This is a genomic window from Salinicola sp. (genome assembly GCF_982684285.1).
Genome location: NZ_CEXLVS010000031.1, coordinates 4,591 through 23,522, shown reverse-complemented (window position 1 = coordinate 23,522; position 18,932 = coordinate 4,591). Strand labels below are relative to the sequence as shown.

The 18,932-nt window shown below is 63.8% G+C and carries 14 protein-coding genes; 7 read left to right on the top strand and 7 right to left on the bottom strand.

Going from position 1 to position 18,932, the window contains the following annotated elements; all coding sequences use genetic code 11:
• Positions 1 to 430: FAD-dependent monooxygenase (locus AC3AYF_RS04625; RefSeq protein ID WP_487779450.1), on the top strand; the 430-nt coding region annotated here is incomplete at its 5' end.
• A 37-nt stretch (positions 431 to 467) separates the two neighbouring features.
• Here AC3AYF_RS04625 and ttcA read toward each other — a convergent pair.
• The 3 genes from ttcA to AC3AYF_RS04610 all read right to left on the bottom strand — a co-directional run bounded on the left by ttcA (position 468) and on the right by AC3AYF_RS04610 (position 3,856).
• On the bottom strand, positions 468 to 1,322 hold the full coding sequence (ttcA, locus tag AC3AYF_RS04620; protein ID WP_295037017.1) for a tRNA 2-thiocytidine(32) synthetase TtcA: 855 nt from the start codon (positions 1,320 to 1,322) through the stop codon (positions 468 to 470).
• A gap of 87 nt (positions 1,323 to 1,409) precedes the next feature.
• A complete protein-coding gene (locus tag AC3AYF_RS04615) occupies positions 1,410 to 2,027 on the bottom strand; it encodes a 3'-5' exonuclease (protein ID WP_295037018.1) in 618 nt (205 codons plus the stop codon).
• Between the two features lie 11 nt (positions 2,028 to 2,038).
• The gene (locus AC3AYF_RS04610) at positions 2,039 to 3,856 is read right to left on the bottom strand and encodes a putative nucleotidyltransferase substrate binding domain-containing protein (RefSeq protein ID WP_487779449.1); all 1,818 of its coding nucleotides are present in this window, start codon (positions 3,854 to 3,856) and stop codon (positions 2,039 to 2,041) included.
• A gap of 783 nt (positions 3,857 to 4,639) precedes the next feature.
• Here AC3AYF_RS04610 and AC3AYF_RS04605 point away from each other — a divergent pair.
• The 4 genes from AC3AYF_RS04605 (at position 4,640) to AC3AYF_RS04590 (ending at position 11,369) form a co-directional block, all read left to right on the top strand.
• Positions 4,640 to 4,900, top strand: a complete 261-nt coding sequence (locus AC3AYF_RS04605; protein WP_295037022.1) for a DUF4212 domain-containing protein — start codon at positions 4,640 to 4,642, stop codon at positions 4,898 to 4,900.
• Between the two features lie 6 nt (positions 4,901 to 4,906).
• Entirely contained in the window at positions 4,907 to 6,688 is a 1,782-nt protein-coding gene (locus AC3AYF_RS04600) for a sodium:solute symporter family protein (protein WP_295037023.1), read from the top strand.
• A gap of 92 nt (positions 6,689 to 6,780) precedes the next feature.
• Positions 6,781 to 7,296 carry a hypothetical protein gene (locus tag AC3AYF_RS04595; RefSeq protein WP_295037025.1) on the top strand — a complete coding sequence of 172 codons (516 nt, stop codon included), beginning with the start codon at positions 6,781 to 6,783 and terminating at the stop codon, positions 7,294 to 7,296.
• 104 nt (positions 7,297 to 7,400) lie between these two features.
• Entirely contained in the window at positions 7,401 to 11,369 is a 3,969-nt protein-coding gene (locus tag AC3AYF_RS04590; protein ID WP_487779448.1) for a hybrid sensor histidine kinase/response regulator, read from the top strand.
• Between the two features lie 419 nt (positions 11,370 to 11,788).
• On the opposite strand, the gene rpoD is transcribed toward AC3AYF_RS04590, so the two are convergent.
• From rpoD to rpsU, 3 genes are all read right to left on the bottom strand, one after another.
• Positions 11,789 to 13,669, bottom strand: a complete 1,881-nt coding sequence (rpoD, locus tag AC3AYF_RS04585; protein ID WP_295037029.1) for an RNA polymerase sigma factor RpoD — start codon at positions 13,667 to 13,669, stop codon at positions 11,789 to 11,791.
• 307 nt (positions 13,670 to 13,976) lie between these two features.
• A complete protein-coding gene (gene dnaG / locus AC3AYF_RS04580; RefSeq protein WP_295037030.1) occupies positions 13,977 to 15,884 on the bottom strand; it encodes a DNA primase in 1,908 nt (635 codons plus the stop codon).
• Positions 15,885 to 16,075: 191 nt separating this feature from the next.
• Positions 16,076 to 16,291 carry a 30S ribosomal protein S21 gene (gene rpsU, locus AC3AYF_RS04575; protein WP_075560838.1) on the bottom strand — a complete coding sequence of 72 codons (216 nt, stop codon included), beginning with the start codon at positions 16,289 to 16,291 and terminating at the stop codon, positions 16,076 to 16,078.
• A gap of 276 nt (positions 16,292 to 16,567) precedes the next feature.
• Between rpsU and tsaD the strand changes: the two genes are divergently transcribed.
• Entirely contained in the window at positions 16,568 to 17,608 is a 1,041-nt protein-coding gene (gene tsaD, locus AC3AYF_RS04570; protein WP_487779447.1) for a tRNA (adenosine(37)-N6)-threonylcarbamoyltransferase complex transferase subunit TsaD, read from the top strand.
• 35 nt (positions 17,609 to 17,643) lie between these two features.
• On the opposite strand, the gene AC3AYF_RS04565 is transcribed toward tsaD, so the two are convergent.
• Positions 17,644 to 18,270, bottom strand: a complete 627-nt coding sequence (locus AC3AYF_RS04565) for a glycerol-3-phosphate acyltransferase (protein ID WP_295037047.1) — start codon at positions 18,268 to 18,270, stop codon at positions 17,644 to 17,646.
• A gap of 190 nt (positions 18,271 to 18,460) precedes the next feature.
• Here AC3AYF_RS04565 and folB point away from each other — a divergent pair, with 190 nt between their 5' ends.
• Entirely contained in the window at positions 18,461 to 18,814 is a 354-nt protein-coding gene (gene folB / locus AC3AYF_RS04560) for a dihydroneopterin aldolase (protein WP_295037035.1), read from the top strand.
• The last annotated feature ends 118 nt before the right edge of the window (positions 18,815 to 18,932 follow it).

The window sequence follows — 18,932 nt, the reverse complement described above, 5'->3', positions numbered from 1 at the left end:
CGGCTGGGCTGAACCGGTCCAGCGTTTGCTCGAACGGTTCGACCCCGCTGCCATGGCCCGCGTCGAGATCCACGACATCGAACCGCTGGAGACGCTGATCGGCGAGCGCGCGGCGATTCTCGGGGATGCGGCCCACGGCATGGCGCCGGACCTGGGCCAGGGTGGCTGCCAGGCGATGGAGGATGCCTGGGTACTGGCGCGGGCCCTCGAGGACGCCGGCGATGACGTGGCCGCCGCGCTGAAAGCCTATGACCGAGCCCGCGTCGAGCGGGTGGGCGAGATCGTCAGGCGTGCCCGACAGCGCGCCGACACGACCCACGGCGCCGACCCCGCCGCGACACGGGCCTGGTATGCCGAACTGGCCGAGGAGGACGGCACTCGCATCATGGGCGGGATGCGCAAGACGATCCTGGGTGGCCCGCTGGGCTGAAGCGCCAAAGGCCCGCCGGCTCTCCGGCGGGCCTCGTTCACGCTTCCCGGGCGAGCAGATCGAAGGCGTCGATTCGGGTTTCCTGCAACTGGCGCTGCTTCGCTTCCAGCCCCTCGAAATCGAACAGCTCCCGATCGGCGAGTTGCGACGGCGCGACATTGGTCACCGCCTTGAACATCGTCTCGAGCCGGCCGGGATGCTTCACCTCCCACTCGGCCAGCATCTCCTTGACCACCTGGCGCTGCAGGTTGGGCTGGGAGCCGCACAGGTTGCAGGGAATGATCGGGAACGCCATCTGGCGGGAGAATTCGGCGATATCGGCCTCGCGGCAGTAGGCCAGCGGGCGGATGACGATGTTCTTGCCATCGTCCGACAGCAGCTTGGGCGGCATCGCCTTCAGCGAGCCACCGAAGAACATGTTGAGAAACAGCGTCTCCAGAATGTCCTCGCGGTGATGCCCCAGCGCCACCTTGGTCGCCCCGATCTCCTCGGCGAACCCGTAGAGCGAGCCGCGACGCAGCCGCGAGCAGAGCGCGCAGGTGGTCTTGCCTTCCGGGGTCTTCTCCTTGACCACCGAATAGGTGTCGCGCTCCAGGATGTGATAGTTCACGCCCCTGGCATCGAGATACTCGGGCAGCACGTGCTCGGGGAAGCCGGGCTGTTTCTGATCGAGATTGACCGCCACCAGCTCGAAGTCGACCGGCGCGTTGCGCTGCAGATTCATCAGAATCTCCAGCATGGTGTAGGAGTCCTTGCCGCCGGACAGGCAGACCATCACCTTGTCACCGTCATGGATCATCCCGTAGTCGATGATCGCGTTGCCGACCTGGCGACGCAGACGCTTCTGCAGCTTGTTGAACTCGTATTTCTGGGTACCGGTAGATGCTTGCATGGGTCGAGTGACACACAGGGATATGAAGGCGCGCTCATGCTATCACCGCGCCCGGCGACTTGCGATGCCATGCCCGATGGCACGCGCCTAGCCCGCCGCCAGCGCGCCCTGTTTCAGGCGTATGTACATCAGGGCCGTGGTCACCGCATCGCCAAGGGCGGTGTGGCGGCCCATCACCGGCACCTCGAGCGTCTCGGCGACCCGCTCGAAACTCATCGCCGGCTCCAGCTGCGGCCGCATCCGATGCATCTCGCGGCGATAGAGCCGTGCCACGTCGACGCACGGATTGGGCAGCCCGAAGTCGAATAGCGGCCGCAGCTGGCGGTCGATGACCGCCAGGTCGTAATCGATGCACCAGCCCAACAACGGGCGATTGCCGATGAAGTCGAGGAACTTTTCCAGCGCATCTCCCAGCTCGTCGCCATCATTCAAGTCGACCCCGCGCAGGCGATGGATCTTGATGGAGTCGCCGCGCAGACTGGCCGGCGGCCGAAGGCGCAGATCCAGTGAGCCGCTGGTCATCACCCGCTCGCCCTCGAGGCGCACTGCGGCGATCGAGACCAGTTCGGCGGTCCTGGTGTCGAGGCCGGTGGTCTCGCAGTCGATGGCCACCAGCTCGTCACCGAGGTAGGGGCTGAACAGCCAGTCATAGCGACCATGGCCCTGGCGGCGACGATCTGCCGCACGGCGTAGCGAACGTATCATCGCGCTCCTCGTCAATACTCGAGATGAAACCGGTGCGTCAGACGTTGCTGGAAATCCTTGACGATATGCAGCGCCTGGCGCAGCAGGTCGCGCTCCAGCGAGGACAGGTTCTGAACCACGACCAGGTTGGGCTCTTCACTGTTCTGCCGTCCGTCGAGCTGGGTCAGTTGTTGCTTGAGCCGCAATTCGATGAATAGCGCCAGCGCCTCGCCGAGATCCGCGGCAAAGTCCGCTTCCAGCCGCCCCTGTCCGGCAAGCGCTTCCAGTCGGGCCAGGGTGGATGTCGCGGTAATGCGGCACTCCAGCGCCAGGGTGCGCACCCCCTGCACGATCGGAAAGATGCCGCCTTTCTTGATGTCGATACCGTGCCTGGGTTTCTTGAGCGTGCCGAACAGCGTCAGCGGCGCGGCGAAATGCAGTGCAGCCCGAGCCAGATAGGAGAGCAGCAGTTCATCGCGGGAGCAACTGGCGAAGAGGTGTTCGCGCAGGCGATCCAACAGCCGGGTGTCGCCGGCCACGCCACGGGCATCGAGCATGATCGCGAGGTTCATCAGCGAGGCGCCGTCACGGCGTTCGACCCAGCGCGAGACCGTCCTCAGCCAGCCGCTCTCGCTGTCTACCCAGGCCGGGTTCGAGACCATGATATTGCCCGGACACGGCGGATAGCCCAGGGTATAGAGCGTTTCGGTGAAACGCTGCATGGCGAGCGCGCGATCGGGCCAATCACTGTCGTCGGCAACGATCAGCGCATTGTCCTGGTCGGTCTTGAGAATCTGTTCGCCGCGCCCTTCACTGCCCATCACCAACAGGCAGCTCTGGGCGCGATAGCGCGGCTCAATGAGAAACTGATAGGCCTTGTCGACGATGCGACCGTTGAGCGCCGCCAACAGGTCCATGACGAAGCGCAGCTTCACCCCCTGGGCCATGAGCGTTTGGACCAACCCCGGCAGCCTCGCGCTGGCACGGGCCAGCGCCTCGAGAGCGTCGGCCTGCTCGAGCTCGAGACCGACCATGTAGGAGCGGCTCGAGAAATGGCTGAGCACGTCGGTCAACTCCACCACGCCGACCGGCCGCCCTTCCTCGACCACCACGACCCTCGCCACCCGATGCCGGGTCATCTGCACCAGCGCCTCGAACAGATACTGATCGGAACCGGTGGCAATCAGCTCGAAGTGGGCGATGGCGACGACCGGACTCGCCTGGGTCGCGCCTGCCGTCACCAACGCATCGAGCAGATCGGTTTTGGTCACCACGCCGAAGCGACCGTCCTTGCCGACCAGTAGACTGTCGGCATGGCTTTCGTTGAGCCGGGCGACCGCCGCGGCGATGGTGGTGGCCGCATCGACGATCAAAGGCGCCCGCATGCACTCGCTGACCCGCGCGAGCATGAAGCCCGCCATGTTGACGCCGCTTGCGATGCGACGCTCGGCCAGCAGGCGGGTCTTCTGCGCCAACCCCCGCCGGAAGAATTCGGCGAAAGTCGGATAATCGTCACACAGGCGCTCGAATAGCGCCTTGGGCATCAGATAGCAGAGACTTTCCTGTTCGACCTTGAATCGATAGCGGCTGGTCCCCTTGAGTATGCTGATGGCGCCGAACAGGTCGCCTGCTGTGTAATGGGCAATGCGCGCCTGTTCGCTCGGCGCGTGAGGATCGAGCTCCGCGACCTCGCCCTTGTGGATGATGTAGACGAATTCGCCGGGCTGGCCGGCCTCGAGAATGATCTCGTCGCGACGGAAATAGAGCAGGTCGACGCCACGAACCACACGCTCACGCCCGCGGTCGTCGAGCAGCGTGAAAGGCGGCTGGGAAAGATCGATGTCGACCATCAGGGGCCCCCCGTCGCCAGGACACTGCACCACGGTCGGATGCCCCGCGACGAACGATCCGGGCGATGATCACGGCATGGCTTCAGGCCTTGCCGGCCGGGCCGGGATGCCTCGCCACGGCCCGCTCCATCCATCGTCATCCTGGCCAAGTCAATTTCCTCCTAGAAGGGGCGCAGCAAACCGAACGCCAGGAGAACGCCAACTATCTGTGCACTGTTGTGGGATTCTATTCCCGCCACCTTCAACTCGCGACTGACTTCTGGCGCCAATACAACCCTGAGAGTGACCATCAGCGTTTAGCACCAAAATGCGTCAATTGATAAAGATGACTTACCTCGATCGATAAATTCAGCTCAGACTCGACACCATTATTGCACTAATGTGCCAGACTTTCGTTCCAGAACATCTGGCGCAAGTCATGGTGCTACCCTTGGCTCATGTTTAACCGGCTAACCATGCATGCATGACACTACCGCTTTTCCGATACTAAGGTAGGGTATTCAACGCCTTGTTTTCATTAATCAATATTGCTATCAAGTGATTCAGGGAAAGCACATGCCGACAAGGCATCTCACCAAAGACCGATAGCTCCAATAAAGTGCAACTTTAGTCGCCATACAGTGCGTGATCGAAAAGCGCCAATCGGACTTTCCTTCCAGCGCAAAATTCATGCACAGGTGAATCACTCAGGATAAACGTGGTTTGTAAGAAGAGCGATTGTTTTGCCGAATACCCATAAACGAAGAGCCACTCCCCACCCTCAATGACGCGGAGAACGATAATATGGCAGATGACAACTCCAAAGCTGCTGCCTATTGGAAGGCGAATCTGCGCCTGATAACCGGCTGCCTGATCGTCTGGGCGCTGGTCTCCTACGGCTGCGCCATCCTGTTACGCCCCTTGCTCGCCGGCATACCGGTCGGCGGTACCGACCTGGGTTTCTGGTTCGCGCAACAAGGATCCATCCTGGCCTTCATCGGCTTGATCTTCTTCTATGCCTGGAAGATGAACCGGCTGGACAAAAAATTCGGTCTCGGGGAGTAAGCCGGCATGAGTCAATTTGCAATCAACGTTCTCTTCGTCGGCGGCTCTTTTGCCATCTACATCGGCATTGCGATCTGGGCCAAGGCCGGTTCGACCAGGGACTTCTACGTCGCTGGCGGCGGCGTCCACCCGATCACCAACGGTATGGCGATCGGCGCCGACTGGATGTCCGCCGCCTCGTTCATTTCCATGGCGGGGATCATCGCCTCGGCAGGTTATGGCGCCTCCACCTTTCTGATGGGCTGGACCGGTGGCTATGTCCTGCTGGCCCTGCTGCTGGCCCCCTACCTGCGCAAGTTCGGCAAGTTCACCGTCCCTGAATTCATCGGCGACCGCTTCTACAGCAAGTCGGCGCGGATGGTCGCGGTGGTCTGCCTGATCGTCGCTTCGCTCACCTACGTCATCGGTCAGATGGCCGGTGCCGGGGTGGCCTTCTCGCGCTTCCTGGAGGTCGACGCGACCACCGGCCTCATCATTGCCGCCATCGTCGTATTCTTCTATTCGGTCCTGGGGGGAATGAAGGGCATCACCTACACCCAGGTGGCTCAGTACATCGTGCTGATCGTCGCCTACACCATTCCGGCGGTGTTCATCTCGCTGGAGTTGACCGACAACCCGATACCGCCGCTCGGCCTGTTCTCCGACCACAGCGCCTCCGGCGAGCCGCTGCTGTCCAAGCTCAACGAGGTCGTTACCGCGCTGGGCTTCAACGAATACACGGCGATGGTCGACAACAAGCTGAACATGGTGCTGTTCACGCTATCGCTGATGATCGGTACCGCGGGGCTGCCGCACGTGATCATGCGCTTCTTCACCGTGCCCAAGGTCGCCGACGCGCGCTGGTCCGCCGGCTGGGCACTGGTGTTCATCGGCCTGCTCTACCTGACGGCGCCGGCCGTGGCCTCGATGGCCCGCCTCAACCTGGTGACCACCATCTATCCGGACATGGCCGCCCAGGTCGAGAACTACGAGGATGCCGCCGCCAATCCCATCGCCTACGCCGACCGTCCCGACTGGATCCGCACCTGGGAGGAGACCGGGCTGATCACCTTCGACGACAAGAACAACGACGGCAGGATCCAGCTCTACAACGATGCCGCCGACTTCTCCGACCGTGGCTGGCAGGGCAACGAACTGGAGGTCAGCAACGACATCCTGGTACTGGCCAACCCCGAAATCGCCAACCTGCCCGGCTGGGTGGTCGGCCTGATCGCGGCGGGGGGCCTGGCTGCAGCTCTATCCACCGCGGCGGGCCTGTTGCTGGCGATCTCCTCGGCGATCAGTCATGACCTGATCAAGGGGGCGATCAATCCGAAGATCACCGAGAAGGGAGAACTGCGCGCCGCGCGTATCTCGATGTCCGTCGCGATCGTCGTCGCCACCTATCTCGGCGTCAATCCCCCCGGATTCGCCGCCCAGGTCGTGGCGCTGGCCTTCGGTATCGCCGCCGCCTCGCTGTTCCCCGCGCTGATGATGGGAATCTTCTCCAAGCGCATCAACAACAAGGGAGCGATCGCCGGCATGCTCTCGGGGCTGATCTTCACCCTGGTATACATCTTCGTCTACAAGGGCTGGTTCTTCATTCCCGATACCAACAACCTGCCGGATACCGAGGCCAATTGGGTGCTGGGCATTTCGCCGCTATCCATCGGCGCCGTCGGCGCGATCCTCAACTTCGCCGTGGCCTACATGGTCTCCAGCGCCACCGAGGAGCCGCCGCAGGAGATCCAGGACCTGGTGGAAAGCGTACGCTACCCCAAGGGGGCTGGTGTCGCGATCGATCACTAGGCGACAATGCCACCCTGATCAACCAGATTGACGGGTTTCAATCGAATCGGGCTTCCCAGCGGGAAGCCCGATTCTTTGCGCAAGGAATCACCATGATATGGCATTTGGTCGCGGCGGCCTCGGCTGGCGTGGGCGCCGCCGGCATAGCGCTGTTGTTGCGTTCTCTCAGCGGTGGACGCCTGCCTCGCTGGATCATTCCAGCCTGCGCGGGACTGGGTCTGCTGGCCTACCAGATCAGCTACGAGTACGGCTGGTATGAATCCAAGCGCCAGCAGTTGCCCGAGTCGGCGGCGGTGGTATCGACCGAGAAGGGTCGGATGGTGTGGCGCCCGTGGACCTATCTCTATCCGCTGACCACGGCGTTCAGCGTGGTGGATCGCGACAAGCTGGTGACATCACGAGCCGATGGCGAGCGCCTCGTCGAGTTCGTTCTCTATCGTTTCGAAATGCAGTATCGCGACGTGCTGACCCATCAGGCGTACCTGGTCAACTGCAGTACCCGCGAGCGGGTTCCGCTCGTCGGCGATAGCCGCCGGCCCGATATCGACCGTCTGCGTCGTCTTGCGGACGACGACCCGCAACTCGAGACGGTATGCTTCAAGCGCTGAGGTAACACGAACACGCTGCAGCACTGCCACGGCGCGCGGGGTCGTGGCTGCCCGCCGGGCCGAGGTTGCCCTAGAATGGTCGCAGATCAAGGGAGAGAGAGTTCATGTTCGAAGGCGGGTTGTTGATCATCGTGGCACTGCTCTACGTCGCCACGTTGTTCGCGATTGCCTGGCGCGGGGATCGCCATGCCAGGCGGCACGGCCCGGCGAGCCGCCGGCCGATCGTCTACAGCCTGGCGCTGGCGGTCTACTGCACCTCCTGGACCTTCTACGGCAGCGTGGGCCAGGCTGCGACCTCGGGCTGGTCCTTCGCCAGCATTTTCGTCGGCCCCGTGCTCGCCTTCCTGCTGTTCTGGCCGGTTATCACCAAGATGATCCGCGTCGCCAAGCGCCAGAACGTGACCTCGATCGCCGACTTCATCGCGTCCCGCTACGGCAAATCCCAGTCCCTGGCGGCGTTCGCCAGCCTGATCGCGCTGATCGGCACGCTGCCTTACATTGCGTTGCAGCTGAAGGCGGTCTCCACCGCGTTCCGGGTCATGACCAGCGACGGCCACGCGGTGAAGGCGCCGATCGTCGACGACACCGCCTTCTACATCACCATATTCATGGCGGCGTTCGCGATTCTCTTCGGCACCCGGGATACCAACGCCACCGAGCACCATGAAGGGCTGATCCAGGCCATCGCCTTCGAATCGGTGGTCAAGCTGCTGGTCTTTCTGGTCCTGGGGGCCTACGTCACCTGGGGCATGTTCGATGGACTCGGCGAACTGCTGACGCGTGCCGACACCTACCTGAAACTGCAGCAGCAGCTCACCGAGCAGAACTTCGACACCAGCTTCTGGACCCAGACGTTGCTGGCGATGCTGGCGGTCTTCTGCCTGCCTCGTCAGTTTCACATCACGGTGGTCGAGAACACCCAAACCGACGATGCCAAGCGGGCACGCTGGCTGTTTCCGCTCTACCTGGTCGCCATCGGTTTCTTCGTGCTGCCGCTGGCCGCAGCGGGACTCTCGCTGTTCGCCGGCGAAGATGTGGCGCCGGACAGCTACGTCCTCGCGCTGCCGATCGTCGCCGACCAACCGTGGCTGGCGATGATGACGTTCGTCGGCGGCCTCTCGGCGGCGACCGGCATGGTGATCATGGCGGTCGTCTCCAACGCCATCATGATCTCCAACGAGATCCTGCTGCCGGCGCTGTTCCGGCTGCGCTGGTTCGAAAAGAAACCCCGCGACTACGGCCGCCTGGTGCTGCGCGCCCGACGACTCACCATCGTCGTCATCCTCGCCCTGGCCTATCTCTTCTATCAGATGGTCGCCGAATACAGCTCGCTGGCCGCCACCGGCCTGCTCTCCCTCGCCGCCATCGCGCAGTTCGCGCCAGCGGTGCTGGGCGGGCTCTACTGGAAACGCGGCAATCGCCTGGGCGTGGTGACCGGACTCAACGTCGGTTTCGCAATCTGGGCCTACACCCTGCTGATGCCGGCGCTGATCCAGGCCAACCTGCTACCGCAAGCCTGGCTGGTGGGCGGCCCGCTGGGACTGGAGTGGCTCTCGCCGCTGCACCTGTTCGGCCTCAACGTCACCGACAGCTTCGCCCACGGCGCCATGCTGTCGCTGGGCTTCAATCTGTTCTTCTATATCTTCATCTCGCAGTTGACCCCACAGCGGGTCGTCGAGCGCATCCAGGCCTCGCTGTTCGTCGACAGCATCGAGACCCGCCAGACCACGGTCAACCGTCCCTGGACCGGGGCGACCACCATGGGCGACCTCAAGGTGCTGTGCGAGCGGTTCCTGGGCAAGTCGCAGGTCGAGCGGGCCTTCGACGACTACGCCCGGCGCAACGCCAAGCCGGTGGACAACAACACCCGGGCCTCGATCGATGTCATTCAGTTCACCGAGCGCCTGCTGGCGTCGGTGCTCGGTGCATCGTCAGCGCGAATCGTGGTCAACTCGGCGCTCCAGGGCCGCGGCATCGGGATTTCGGATGTCATCTCGATCGTCGACGAAGCGTCACAGGTGCTGGAGTTCAACCGCGCCCTGCTGCAGGCCACCATCGAGAACATCAACCAGGGCATCGGGGTGGTCGACCAGAACCTCAACCTGGTGGTGTGGAACCAGCGCTACCTGGAGATTTTCCGTTTCCCGGACAACCTGATCCGGGTCGGCACGCCGATGGAGAAGGTGTTCCGTTACAACGCCCACAACGGCGAATACGGCCCGGGAGATCCGGAGGAACACGTCGAACAGCTGATCGAGAACATCCGCAGCGGCCAGCCCCATCGCTACGAACGCTACCGCCCCGACGGTTCGGTGCTGGAGGTACTGGGCAACCCGATGCCAGGCGGCGGGTTCGTCTACACCTACCAGGACATCACCCAGCAGAAGCGTACCGAGGAAGCGCTGATCCGCTCCGAGAGCAATATCCGCATCTACACCGACAACGTGCCGGCGCTGATCGCCTACTTCGACAAGGAGTGCCGCTATCTCTTCACCAACCGCGCCTACGAAGCGGCCATGGGGATCGACCGCAACGCGGTCATCGGGGAACGGGCGGAGAACGTGCTGCCGCCGCAGACGGCGCGCCAGCGAACGCCCTGGATGCGGCGGGCCCTGCGTGGAGAGCGGGTCACCTTCGAGATCTCGCTCGACGATGGCGATGGTGGCGTCCGCTACATGCTGGTGACCTATACCCCCCATTTCGGCGAGGGCGGGCGCATCCTCGGCTTCTTCGCCCTCTACCAGGACATCACCGAACGGCGACTGGCCGAGATCGCCCTGCGCGAGACCAACGAGAATCTCGAGGAGCGAGTGCGCGAGCGCACCCAGGCGCTATCCGAGGCCAACGCGGCGCTACGCCAGGAGAACCGGGTCCGCGCCGAGGCCGAGCAGGCGCTGCGCCAGGCCAAGCAGACCGCCGAGGATGCCAACGCCTCCAAGACCCGCTTCCTCGCCGCGGCCAGCCACGACCTGCTGCAGCCGCTGAATGCGGCTCGGCTGTTCACCTCGGCGCTCGGCCAGCAGATCGATGAACCGGACCACAGCAGGACCATCGGCCATATCGATAACTCCCTGCAGGCCGCAGAGGAGCTGCTGGGCACGCTGCTCGACATCTCCAAGCTCGATGCCGGCGCGCTCACGCCGCGCCGCAGCCAGTTCCCGCTGGCCGATATCCTGAGGCCGCTGCGCGCCGAGTTCGAGGTCATGGCGGACGATCGCGGCCTCGACCTCGACATGGTCTCCACCAGCCTGTGGGTCGACAGCGACGCCCAGATGCTGCGCCGTATCGTGCAGAACTTCCTCTCCAACGCCCTGCGTTACACCCAGCACGGCCGCGTTCTACTGGGCTGCCGGCGCCATGCCGAGCGCGTGGTGATCGAGGTCTGGGATACCGGGCCCGGGATCCCGGAGTCCAAGCTGAGCGAGATCTTCCAGGAGTTCCGACGCCTCGATCAGGCCTCCCGCCACAAGGAGAGCGAACGCGGGCTGGGACTCGGCCTGTCGATCGCCGAGCGCATGAGCCGGGTGCTGGATCACCCGATCCTGGTCCGCTCCCGGGTCGACATGGGCACCGTCTTCTCGGTCTCCGTGCCCCTGGTGGTCGGCCGACGAGGCGCCGCCGCCCCGGAGGAGAAGGCGCCCGGCAGGCGTGCCAGCAACAAGCTGGTGGGCACGCGGATCCTGTGTATCGACAACGAGCGCCTGATCCTCGAGGGCATGAAGGCGATGCTGGAGGGCTGGGAGTGCGAGGTCTACACCGCCACCTCCATCGGCGGCGCCAAGTCGGCGATCCGCAACATGGGCGGCGTCCCGGACGCGATCCTGGCGGACTACCATCTCGACAACGAAGTCACCGGCATGATGGCGCTGGAAGCGCTGGAGGAGCTCTGCGAACAAGCCGTGCCGGGCATCGTCATCACCGCCGACCGCACCGAGGAAGTCGCCGAGGAGATCAAGCGGGGCGGCTACCAGATCCTGCTCAAGCCGGTGCGTCCGGCCGCCCTGCGCGCGCTGATGACGCGTACGCTGCAGGCGAGCCGTGCGGCGAAGCTCTCCAGCGACGACGAATCTTGAATAAACGACTCATTTCGATTCCGCCACCCAGCGACGCCTATTCAGGCCGGCGCTGAGCGATGAATCGTTCAACCGGGGCTTGCGACATGGATGTCGCAAGAGGCGTGTTGGGCAGGATGTGCCCTTTTGCGCCGACCCGAGTTGATCGATTCAGTGTTCAGAGTTTCGCCGGTCTGTGGCGTCAATGAGAGGGGGAGCGACGAGGGGGCGAGCGTTAAGCCCCCTCGTCATTACGCAGATGAGTTCGAGAAGTCCTCGGCAGTGAGGTTCCCGCCGATTTCGAATCAGTCGCAGTACCCAGGATATTCACGTTCCCGCCGACCGGCCGCCTCATAATGACAAAAGCCCCGCCAACCTCTCGGTTGGCGGGGCTCGTCGTTTGTGCCCGCGATAAGGCTTCGCGATAGCGCTTCGCGCGCTTACTCGTCGAGGAACGAGCGCAGCGGCTCGGAGCGCGACGGATGGCGCAGCTTGCGCAGCGCCTTGGCTTCGATCTGACGGATACGCTCGCGGGTGACGTCGAACTGCTTGCCGACCTCTTCCAGCGTGTGGTCGGTATTCATGTCGATGCCGAAGCGCATGCGCAGCACCTTGGCCTCCCGCGCGGTGAGCCCACCGAGCACGTTGCGGGTGGCTTCGATCAGGCCCTCGCCGGTGGCGGAGTCGATCGGCAGCACCATGGTGCTGTCCTCGATGAAGTCGCCGAGATGCGAGTCCTCGTCGTCGCCGATCGGCGTCTCCATGGAGATCGGCTCCTTGGCGATCTTGAGCACCTTGCGCACCTTGTCCTCCGGCATCTCGAGGCGCTCGCCCAGCTCTTCCGGGGTCGGTTCGCGGCCCATCTCCTGCAGCATCTGACGCGACACGCGGTTGAGCTTGTTGATGGTCTCGATCATGTGCACCGGAATACGGATGGTGCGCGCCTGGTCGGCAATGGAGCGAGTGATCGCCTGCCGGATCCACCAGGTGGCGTAGGTCGAGAACTTGTAGCCACGGCGATACTCGAACTTGTCCACCGCCTTCATCAGGCCGATGTTGCCTTCCTGGATCAGGTCCAGGAACTGCAGGCCGCGGTTGGTGTACTTCTTGGCGATCGAGATGACCAGGCGGAGGTTGGCCTCGACCATCTCCTTCTTGGCTCGACGCGCCTTGGCTTCGCCGATGGAGAGACGGCGATTGACCTCTTTCAGCTGGCCAACGCTGAGCAGCACCATCTCCTGCTCGAAGCTGATCTTGCGCTGCGCCCGCTGCACGTCGCCACGGAAAGGTTCGAGACGATCGGCGTACTTGCCGTGCTTGGCGAGGAATTCGTCGAACCAGCCCGCGGAGGCTTCATTCCCCAGAAAAGAGCTGATGAACGTCTTGCGCGGCACTTTGCCCTGCTTGACGAACACCTGCATGATCGCCTTTTCCTGACCACGGATCTGGTCGACGCTGATCCGCACCTGCCCGACCAGTCGTTCGAAGTGCTTCGGCGAGAGCTTGATCGGCGAGAACAGTTCGGCCAGGCGTGCCTGCTCGGCGTTGGCCTCTTCGGACCCCCTTCCGTGCTTCTCGATGGCGGCCTTGGCGGATTCGTTCTGCTCGCGAATCTGCTCGAAGCGCACCCGCGCTTCCTCGGGATCGGGACCACCCTCGCTGGAGCTGTCGTCTTCTTCGCTGTCTTCGTCGTCTTCTTCATCGTCGTCGCCGCTGATGTCGGCTTCGACTTCCTCGGGCATCTCGACCTCGGCGACACCGGGAATACCTTCATCGGGATCGATGAAGCCGGAGAACAGGTCGGATAGACGTCCCGGCGCTTCCTCGTCCTGGGTCTGATCGTAGACGCCGAGGATGGAATCCACCGCCCCGGGCAGATAGGCCAGGGACGACATCACCTCCCGCAGGCCTTCCTCGATGCGCTTGGCGATCTCGATTTCGCCTTCGCGGGTCAGCAGCTCCACCGTCCCCATCTCGCGCATGTACATGCGCACTGGATCGGTGGTACGCCCGACATCGCTCTCCACCGCTGCCAATGCCGCCACGGCCTCTTCCGCCGCCGACTCGTCGGTGGAATCGTCGGACATCATCAGCGTGTCTTCGTCAGGCGCCTCCTCGACGACATTGATCCCCATGTCATTGATCATGGAGATAATGTCTTCCACCTGATCGGGATCGGCGATATCTTCGGGGAGGTGATCGTTCACTTCGGCGTAGGTCAGGAAGCCCTGCTCCTTGCCGCGTGCGATCAACTCCTTCAAACGTGACTGCTGTGCATTTCCAGCCATAGAAACCCTACTCGACGAAGAAGAATGAAGCACCTGGGGTGACAGCGCGACGCCCCAAAAGCCGGCTAGTATAGCGCGCCCCCGCTTTTTGCTGCCAGCTTCTATTACCTTGCCCGCCAGGTGTGCTAGTGTGTTTGGTTACCTATCTGGTGGCGATCGCCGCCAATTCAACCTTTCCAACCGGGTTACCGGTTGACAACCTCACCGATCGACCACTTCACGCTTCCCTGCCGACAGTCTCGATCTTTATTTTCAACTTTCAATCTCAGCGCGCCCGCGATGCTCCCGATGAACCCACGCTGTCACCGGTGAGCCACGCTACTTAAGCCACTTACACCACTTACGACCCCTCGGCCAACTTGCCGATCAGCTCCCGCAACCGCTGTTTCTCTTCCGGGCTCAGCGCTCCCGGCTGGCGACTCTTTTCCAGCAACTGCCGGTACTCCTCGACCGGGGTCAATCTCGCGCTCTGGCGCTCGAGATAGCGTACCCAGTTGTCCAGCTCGCTGGCTCGCACCTCGCGGGGGATCGCGAGTTCCCGCCGAACCAGTTGGTCGAGCCGCTCCCCTTCCGGGCTGCCGTGGAAATGAGCCAGCAACACCTGGGGACTGCGATAGCGCCCGGCGCGCAGCAGCTGCACCACCTCGCGGCACAAACGCCCATCGGGCACCTCGGCGGGGCACCAGTCGACCGATTCCGGCAAGCCGTCGACCAGCGCCGGCTCGTGCAGCAACAGATGCAATATCCGAGCCGGAATGGTCAGGGAAAGCGTAGCAGTTCCTGAGCGAGTTGCCGGAAGTCCGCGCCGACTTACCCGATCATTACCCTTATCGACCGTCGAAACCGGGTCTGAAGCGGCTTCGGCGTCGCCCTCCGCCGTCATCATCAGCGCCTCGTAGCCGGTGACATCGGTCGTCGCTGCCGGCCGCGGCGCGGGCGCAGCATGATTGACGAACCAGTCGGCAAACTGCGACTGCTCGATCCCGCTACGAGTCGACAACTCCTTAACCAGCAGCGACTTGAGGACCCCCTCGGGGAGATGCTTGAGCGCTTCGAGCACGGCCGTGACGAAACGCTCTCGGCCCTCGACCTGCTTCAGGTCGCGTCCTTCCGCCGCCTGTTCGAACAGGAACTCCGATAGCGGGCTGGCGCAGGTGATGCGGTTCTCGAACGCCTCCTGCCCCTCCCGGCGCACCAAGGTGTCCGGATCCTCCCCCTCTGGCAGGAACAGGAAGCGGACCTGACGACCGTCGATCATCGACGGCAGGGCCGTCTGCAACGAGCGACGCGCCGCCTGGCGGCCGGCATTGTCGCCGTCGAAGCAGAACACCACTTCGTCCACCAGCCGAAACAGCCGCTGCAGATGATCGGTCGTCAGCGCCGTGCCCAGGGTGGCGCAGGCGTTACGTATGCCGAACTGCGCCAGGGCCACCACATCCATGTAGCCTTCGACAACCAGCACCCGCGAGAGTTGCCGGTTGGCCTGGCGCGCCTCGAACAACCCGTAGAGTTCGCGCCCCTTGTGGAAGACCGGTGTCTCCGGCGAGTTGAGGTACTTGGGCTTGGCGTCGCCCAGCACCCGCCCGCCGAAGGCGATGGTGCGCCCTTTCCAGTCCCGGATCGGGAACATCACGCGGTCGCGAAAACGGTCGTAGGTGCGCCCGGTCTCCTCGCGGTGCACCAGCAGCCCGTACTCGACCTGGACCGCCTCGCTGATGCCCTGCTCGAGCAGATAGCGCTTGAGCGACTCCCACTCAGCCTCGGCGTAGCCAATGCCGAAATCGCGAATGACCTCCTGACTCAGACCGCGGCGGTCGAGGTACTCGCGGGCCTGGCGCCCACCACTGAGCGCCAGGCGCTCACGAAAGAAGCGCGACGCCAGCTCCAGCAGGTTGACGCCCTCTTCACGCTTCTGCTGACGCTGCCGGGCCCCCGGATCCTCGCCACCTTCCCGCTCGACCTGCATACCCGCCCGGGAGGCCAGCTGCTCGACGGCCTCGGGAAAACGCAGATTGTCGAACTCCATCAGAAAGCGCAGGGCATTGCCGTGGGCGCTGCAACCGAAGCAGTGATAGAACTGCTTGTCATGGCTCACCGTGAACGACGGCGAATTTTCCTGATGAAACGGGCAGAGACCGCTGTGGTTACGCCCGCTTTTCTTGAGCTGCACTCGCTCGGAGATCACATCGACGATATCGGTACGCGCCAACAGGTCATCGATGAAGCGCTGGGAGATCTGTCCGGCCATGTCGTCAAGGCGCTCTGGAGAATCGGACTGAAGGCTGGGAAGGCTCTATGCTGCCACTGAATATAGACCAGCCGGGAGCGCCCTGCCCATGTGCCGACATCGATGAATGGCGGCGGGGTAAAAACAAACGGCCACCTAGACGGCGGCCGTTTGATCGTCCCTCTGGGTGACCGAAGCCACCGCAGTACGGATCAATACAAGCGTTCGAAACGCTTACGTTCACGCTGCAACTTCTTGGCGTGACGCTTCACGGCAGCCGCAGCTTTACGCTTGCGAACCGCAGTGGGCTTTTCGTAAGTTTCGCGACGGCGGACTTCGGACAGAACCCCGGCTTTTTCGCAGGAGCGTTTGAAGCGACGCAGTGCGACGTCGAACGGCTCGTTATCACGTACTTTAACAGCGGGCATGAAGCACTCACCTACCTTGGGAATTGAGTTCGGTTTGAACGCACACCCGAGAAGACGATCCGGGGGGATTCAGACGGCGTCACGAGAGATGGTCAATCTCCCGCCGATCTCGTCTGCCACGCCACATCCCGGATCTTCAGGGCGCACGACCCAGTCCTGCAGAGCAGAGCATTCTAGTCTCGCCCACGAACCAATGCAAATACCTTTTCGACGGCGTAAACTAGCGCGCCTTCCGCTTCTGCGTTTCCTTCAACGACCCCGACGGATGATTCGACCATGCGCGTGCTGGGTATCGAAACTTCGTGCGACGAAACCGGCGTCGCTCTCTATGACACCGATGGCGGGCTGCTGGCCGATGCACTCTACAGCCAGGTGGCGCTGCACGCCGAGTTCGGTGGCGTAGTGCCAGAGCTGGCCTCCCGCGACCACACCCGCAAGCTGCTGCCGCTGGTCGATCAGGTGCTGGCCGACGCGCAGCTGACCAAGCATGACCTGGATGCCATCGCCTACACCGCCGGGCCCGGACTGGTCGGCGCGCTGATGGTCGGCGCCTGCACCGCTCACGGCATGGCACGCGCGCTCGACATCCCGGTGCTCGGCGTGCATCACATGGAAGGCCACCTGCTGGCACCGATGCTGGAGGAGACCGCGCCCGAGTTTCCGTTCGTCGCCCTGCTGGTCTCCGGTGGCCATACACAACTGGTCGACGTGCGCGGCCTGGGCGACTATCGCCTGCTGGGCGAATCCGTCGACGACGCCGCCGGCGAAGCCTTCGACAAGGTCGCCAAGATGCTCGAGCTGCCCTACCCCGGCGGCCCGCAGGTCGCCGCTCTGGCCGAGCGGGGCCGCAGCGAACGCTTTCGATTCCCCCGCCCGATGACCGATCGACCGGGGCTCGACTTCAGTTTTTCCGGGCTCAAGACCCACACCTTGACCGCCCTGCGTCAGCTTCGCGAGCAGGGCGCCCTCGACGATCAGGCTCGGGCCGATGTCGCCCGCGCCTTCGAGGATGCCGTTGTCGATACGCTGATCATCAAGTGCCGGCGAGCCCTCATGGAGAGCGGCCGGACAAGGCTGGTCGTCGCCGGCGGCGTCAGCGCCAATCGGCGCCTGCGCGAGACGCTGGATATCGCGCTGGCCAGGCTGGGCGCCAGGGCATTCTACCCACGCGGGCGTTTCTGCACAGACAACGGCGCCATGATCGCCTACGCCGGCGCGCAGCGGCTGATTGCCGGCCAGCGCAGCGACGCCATACAGCCGAGGCCACGCTGGCCACTGGCGGAACTGACACCTCCCCCGGCGCCACGCGCTGTCTGAAAAATGCCTGCGCTCGCCGATTTTTCAGACAGCGCTTAATTCCGGTCATCGCCCTCGCGACGATCACGCAGCGCATCTTCTTCATCGAAAGGGTCGGCCAGCGCCGGCTCGTGGGCCTCGCGGCGCCGCTCCCGCCACAGCCGGATGTTCCAGCCGTGCCGGGCCAGCACCAGCAGCGAGAACACGCAGATGACGCCCGTCATCGGCGGCACCAGCCAGTAACTCAGCAGGGGGGCGAGCAGCGCCGACGCCAGCGACGCCACGGCCGCCGTGCGTACTCGCCAGGCGAGCAGGAACCAGCACAGCGCACAGATCAACGCCACCGGCGTTGCCAGCATCAACAGCACGCCAAACGCACTGGCCACCGCCTTGCCGCCTCGCCCCCGGTGCCAGACCGGGCAGCTATGCCCGACCAGCACGCTCAACCCCACCAGGCCCTGGGCCCAGACCGAGAGCGACAGCGCACCGGTCAGCCACAGCACCGGCACCCCCTTGACCGCATCGATCACCAGCGTCACCAGCGCCGGACGCCAGCCGAAGGCCCGCAGGACATTGGAAAACCCCGGATTCCCCGAACCTGCCCAGCGCGGGTCGCGCAGCCCCCAGGCCCGGCAGACCCAGATCGCGCCGAGCAGCGAGCCACTGAGATAGCCAGCCGCCATCAGCAGGCCGGTAACAACGATCGAAGGCAAGACGTAATTCCCCTTGACCGCGCGGAGCGGACATCATCGAGAGCCCTGATTCTGCCACTCTCATCGCGTACAATCGACGCCACCCTGGACGGTGCGTCGGCTTCGACCCACCGCTCGCACGATGAACGCTGACGGACATCAGCGCTGACGAGGAGGTCGCGTGGATCAGGTAATGATCGAAGGCTTGAGCCTGGAGACGGTGATCGGCGTCTACGATTGGGAACGCAAGGTGCGCCAACGCCTCGAGCTGGACCTGGAGCTTGGCACCGACATTCGTCCGGCGGCCCGTGCCGACGATCTCTCCCAAACGCTCGACTACGCCGCCATCTGCCAGCGCCTCTCCGACTATGCCGACGCCAACGCCCATGGCCTGGTCGAGACGTTTGCGGAGCGCGTCGCGGCGTTGCTGATCGACGAGTTCGGCATCCGCCATTTGCGCCTGACCGTGCGCAAGCCGGGAGCGGTGGCAGCTGCGCGCGCCGTGGGCGTGCGCATCGAGCGCAGCGTCGACTGATGCCATTGGTCGCTCTCGGACTGGGCAGCAACATCCGGCGCCGGCACCATCTGACCCGGGCCCTGGAGGCGCTGGAGGCGCTTGCCGCGCCTCACCCGCTGCAGCTCTCCCGGGTCTT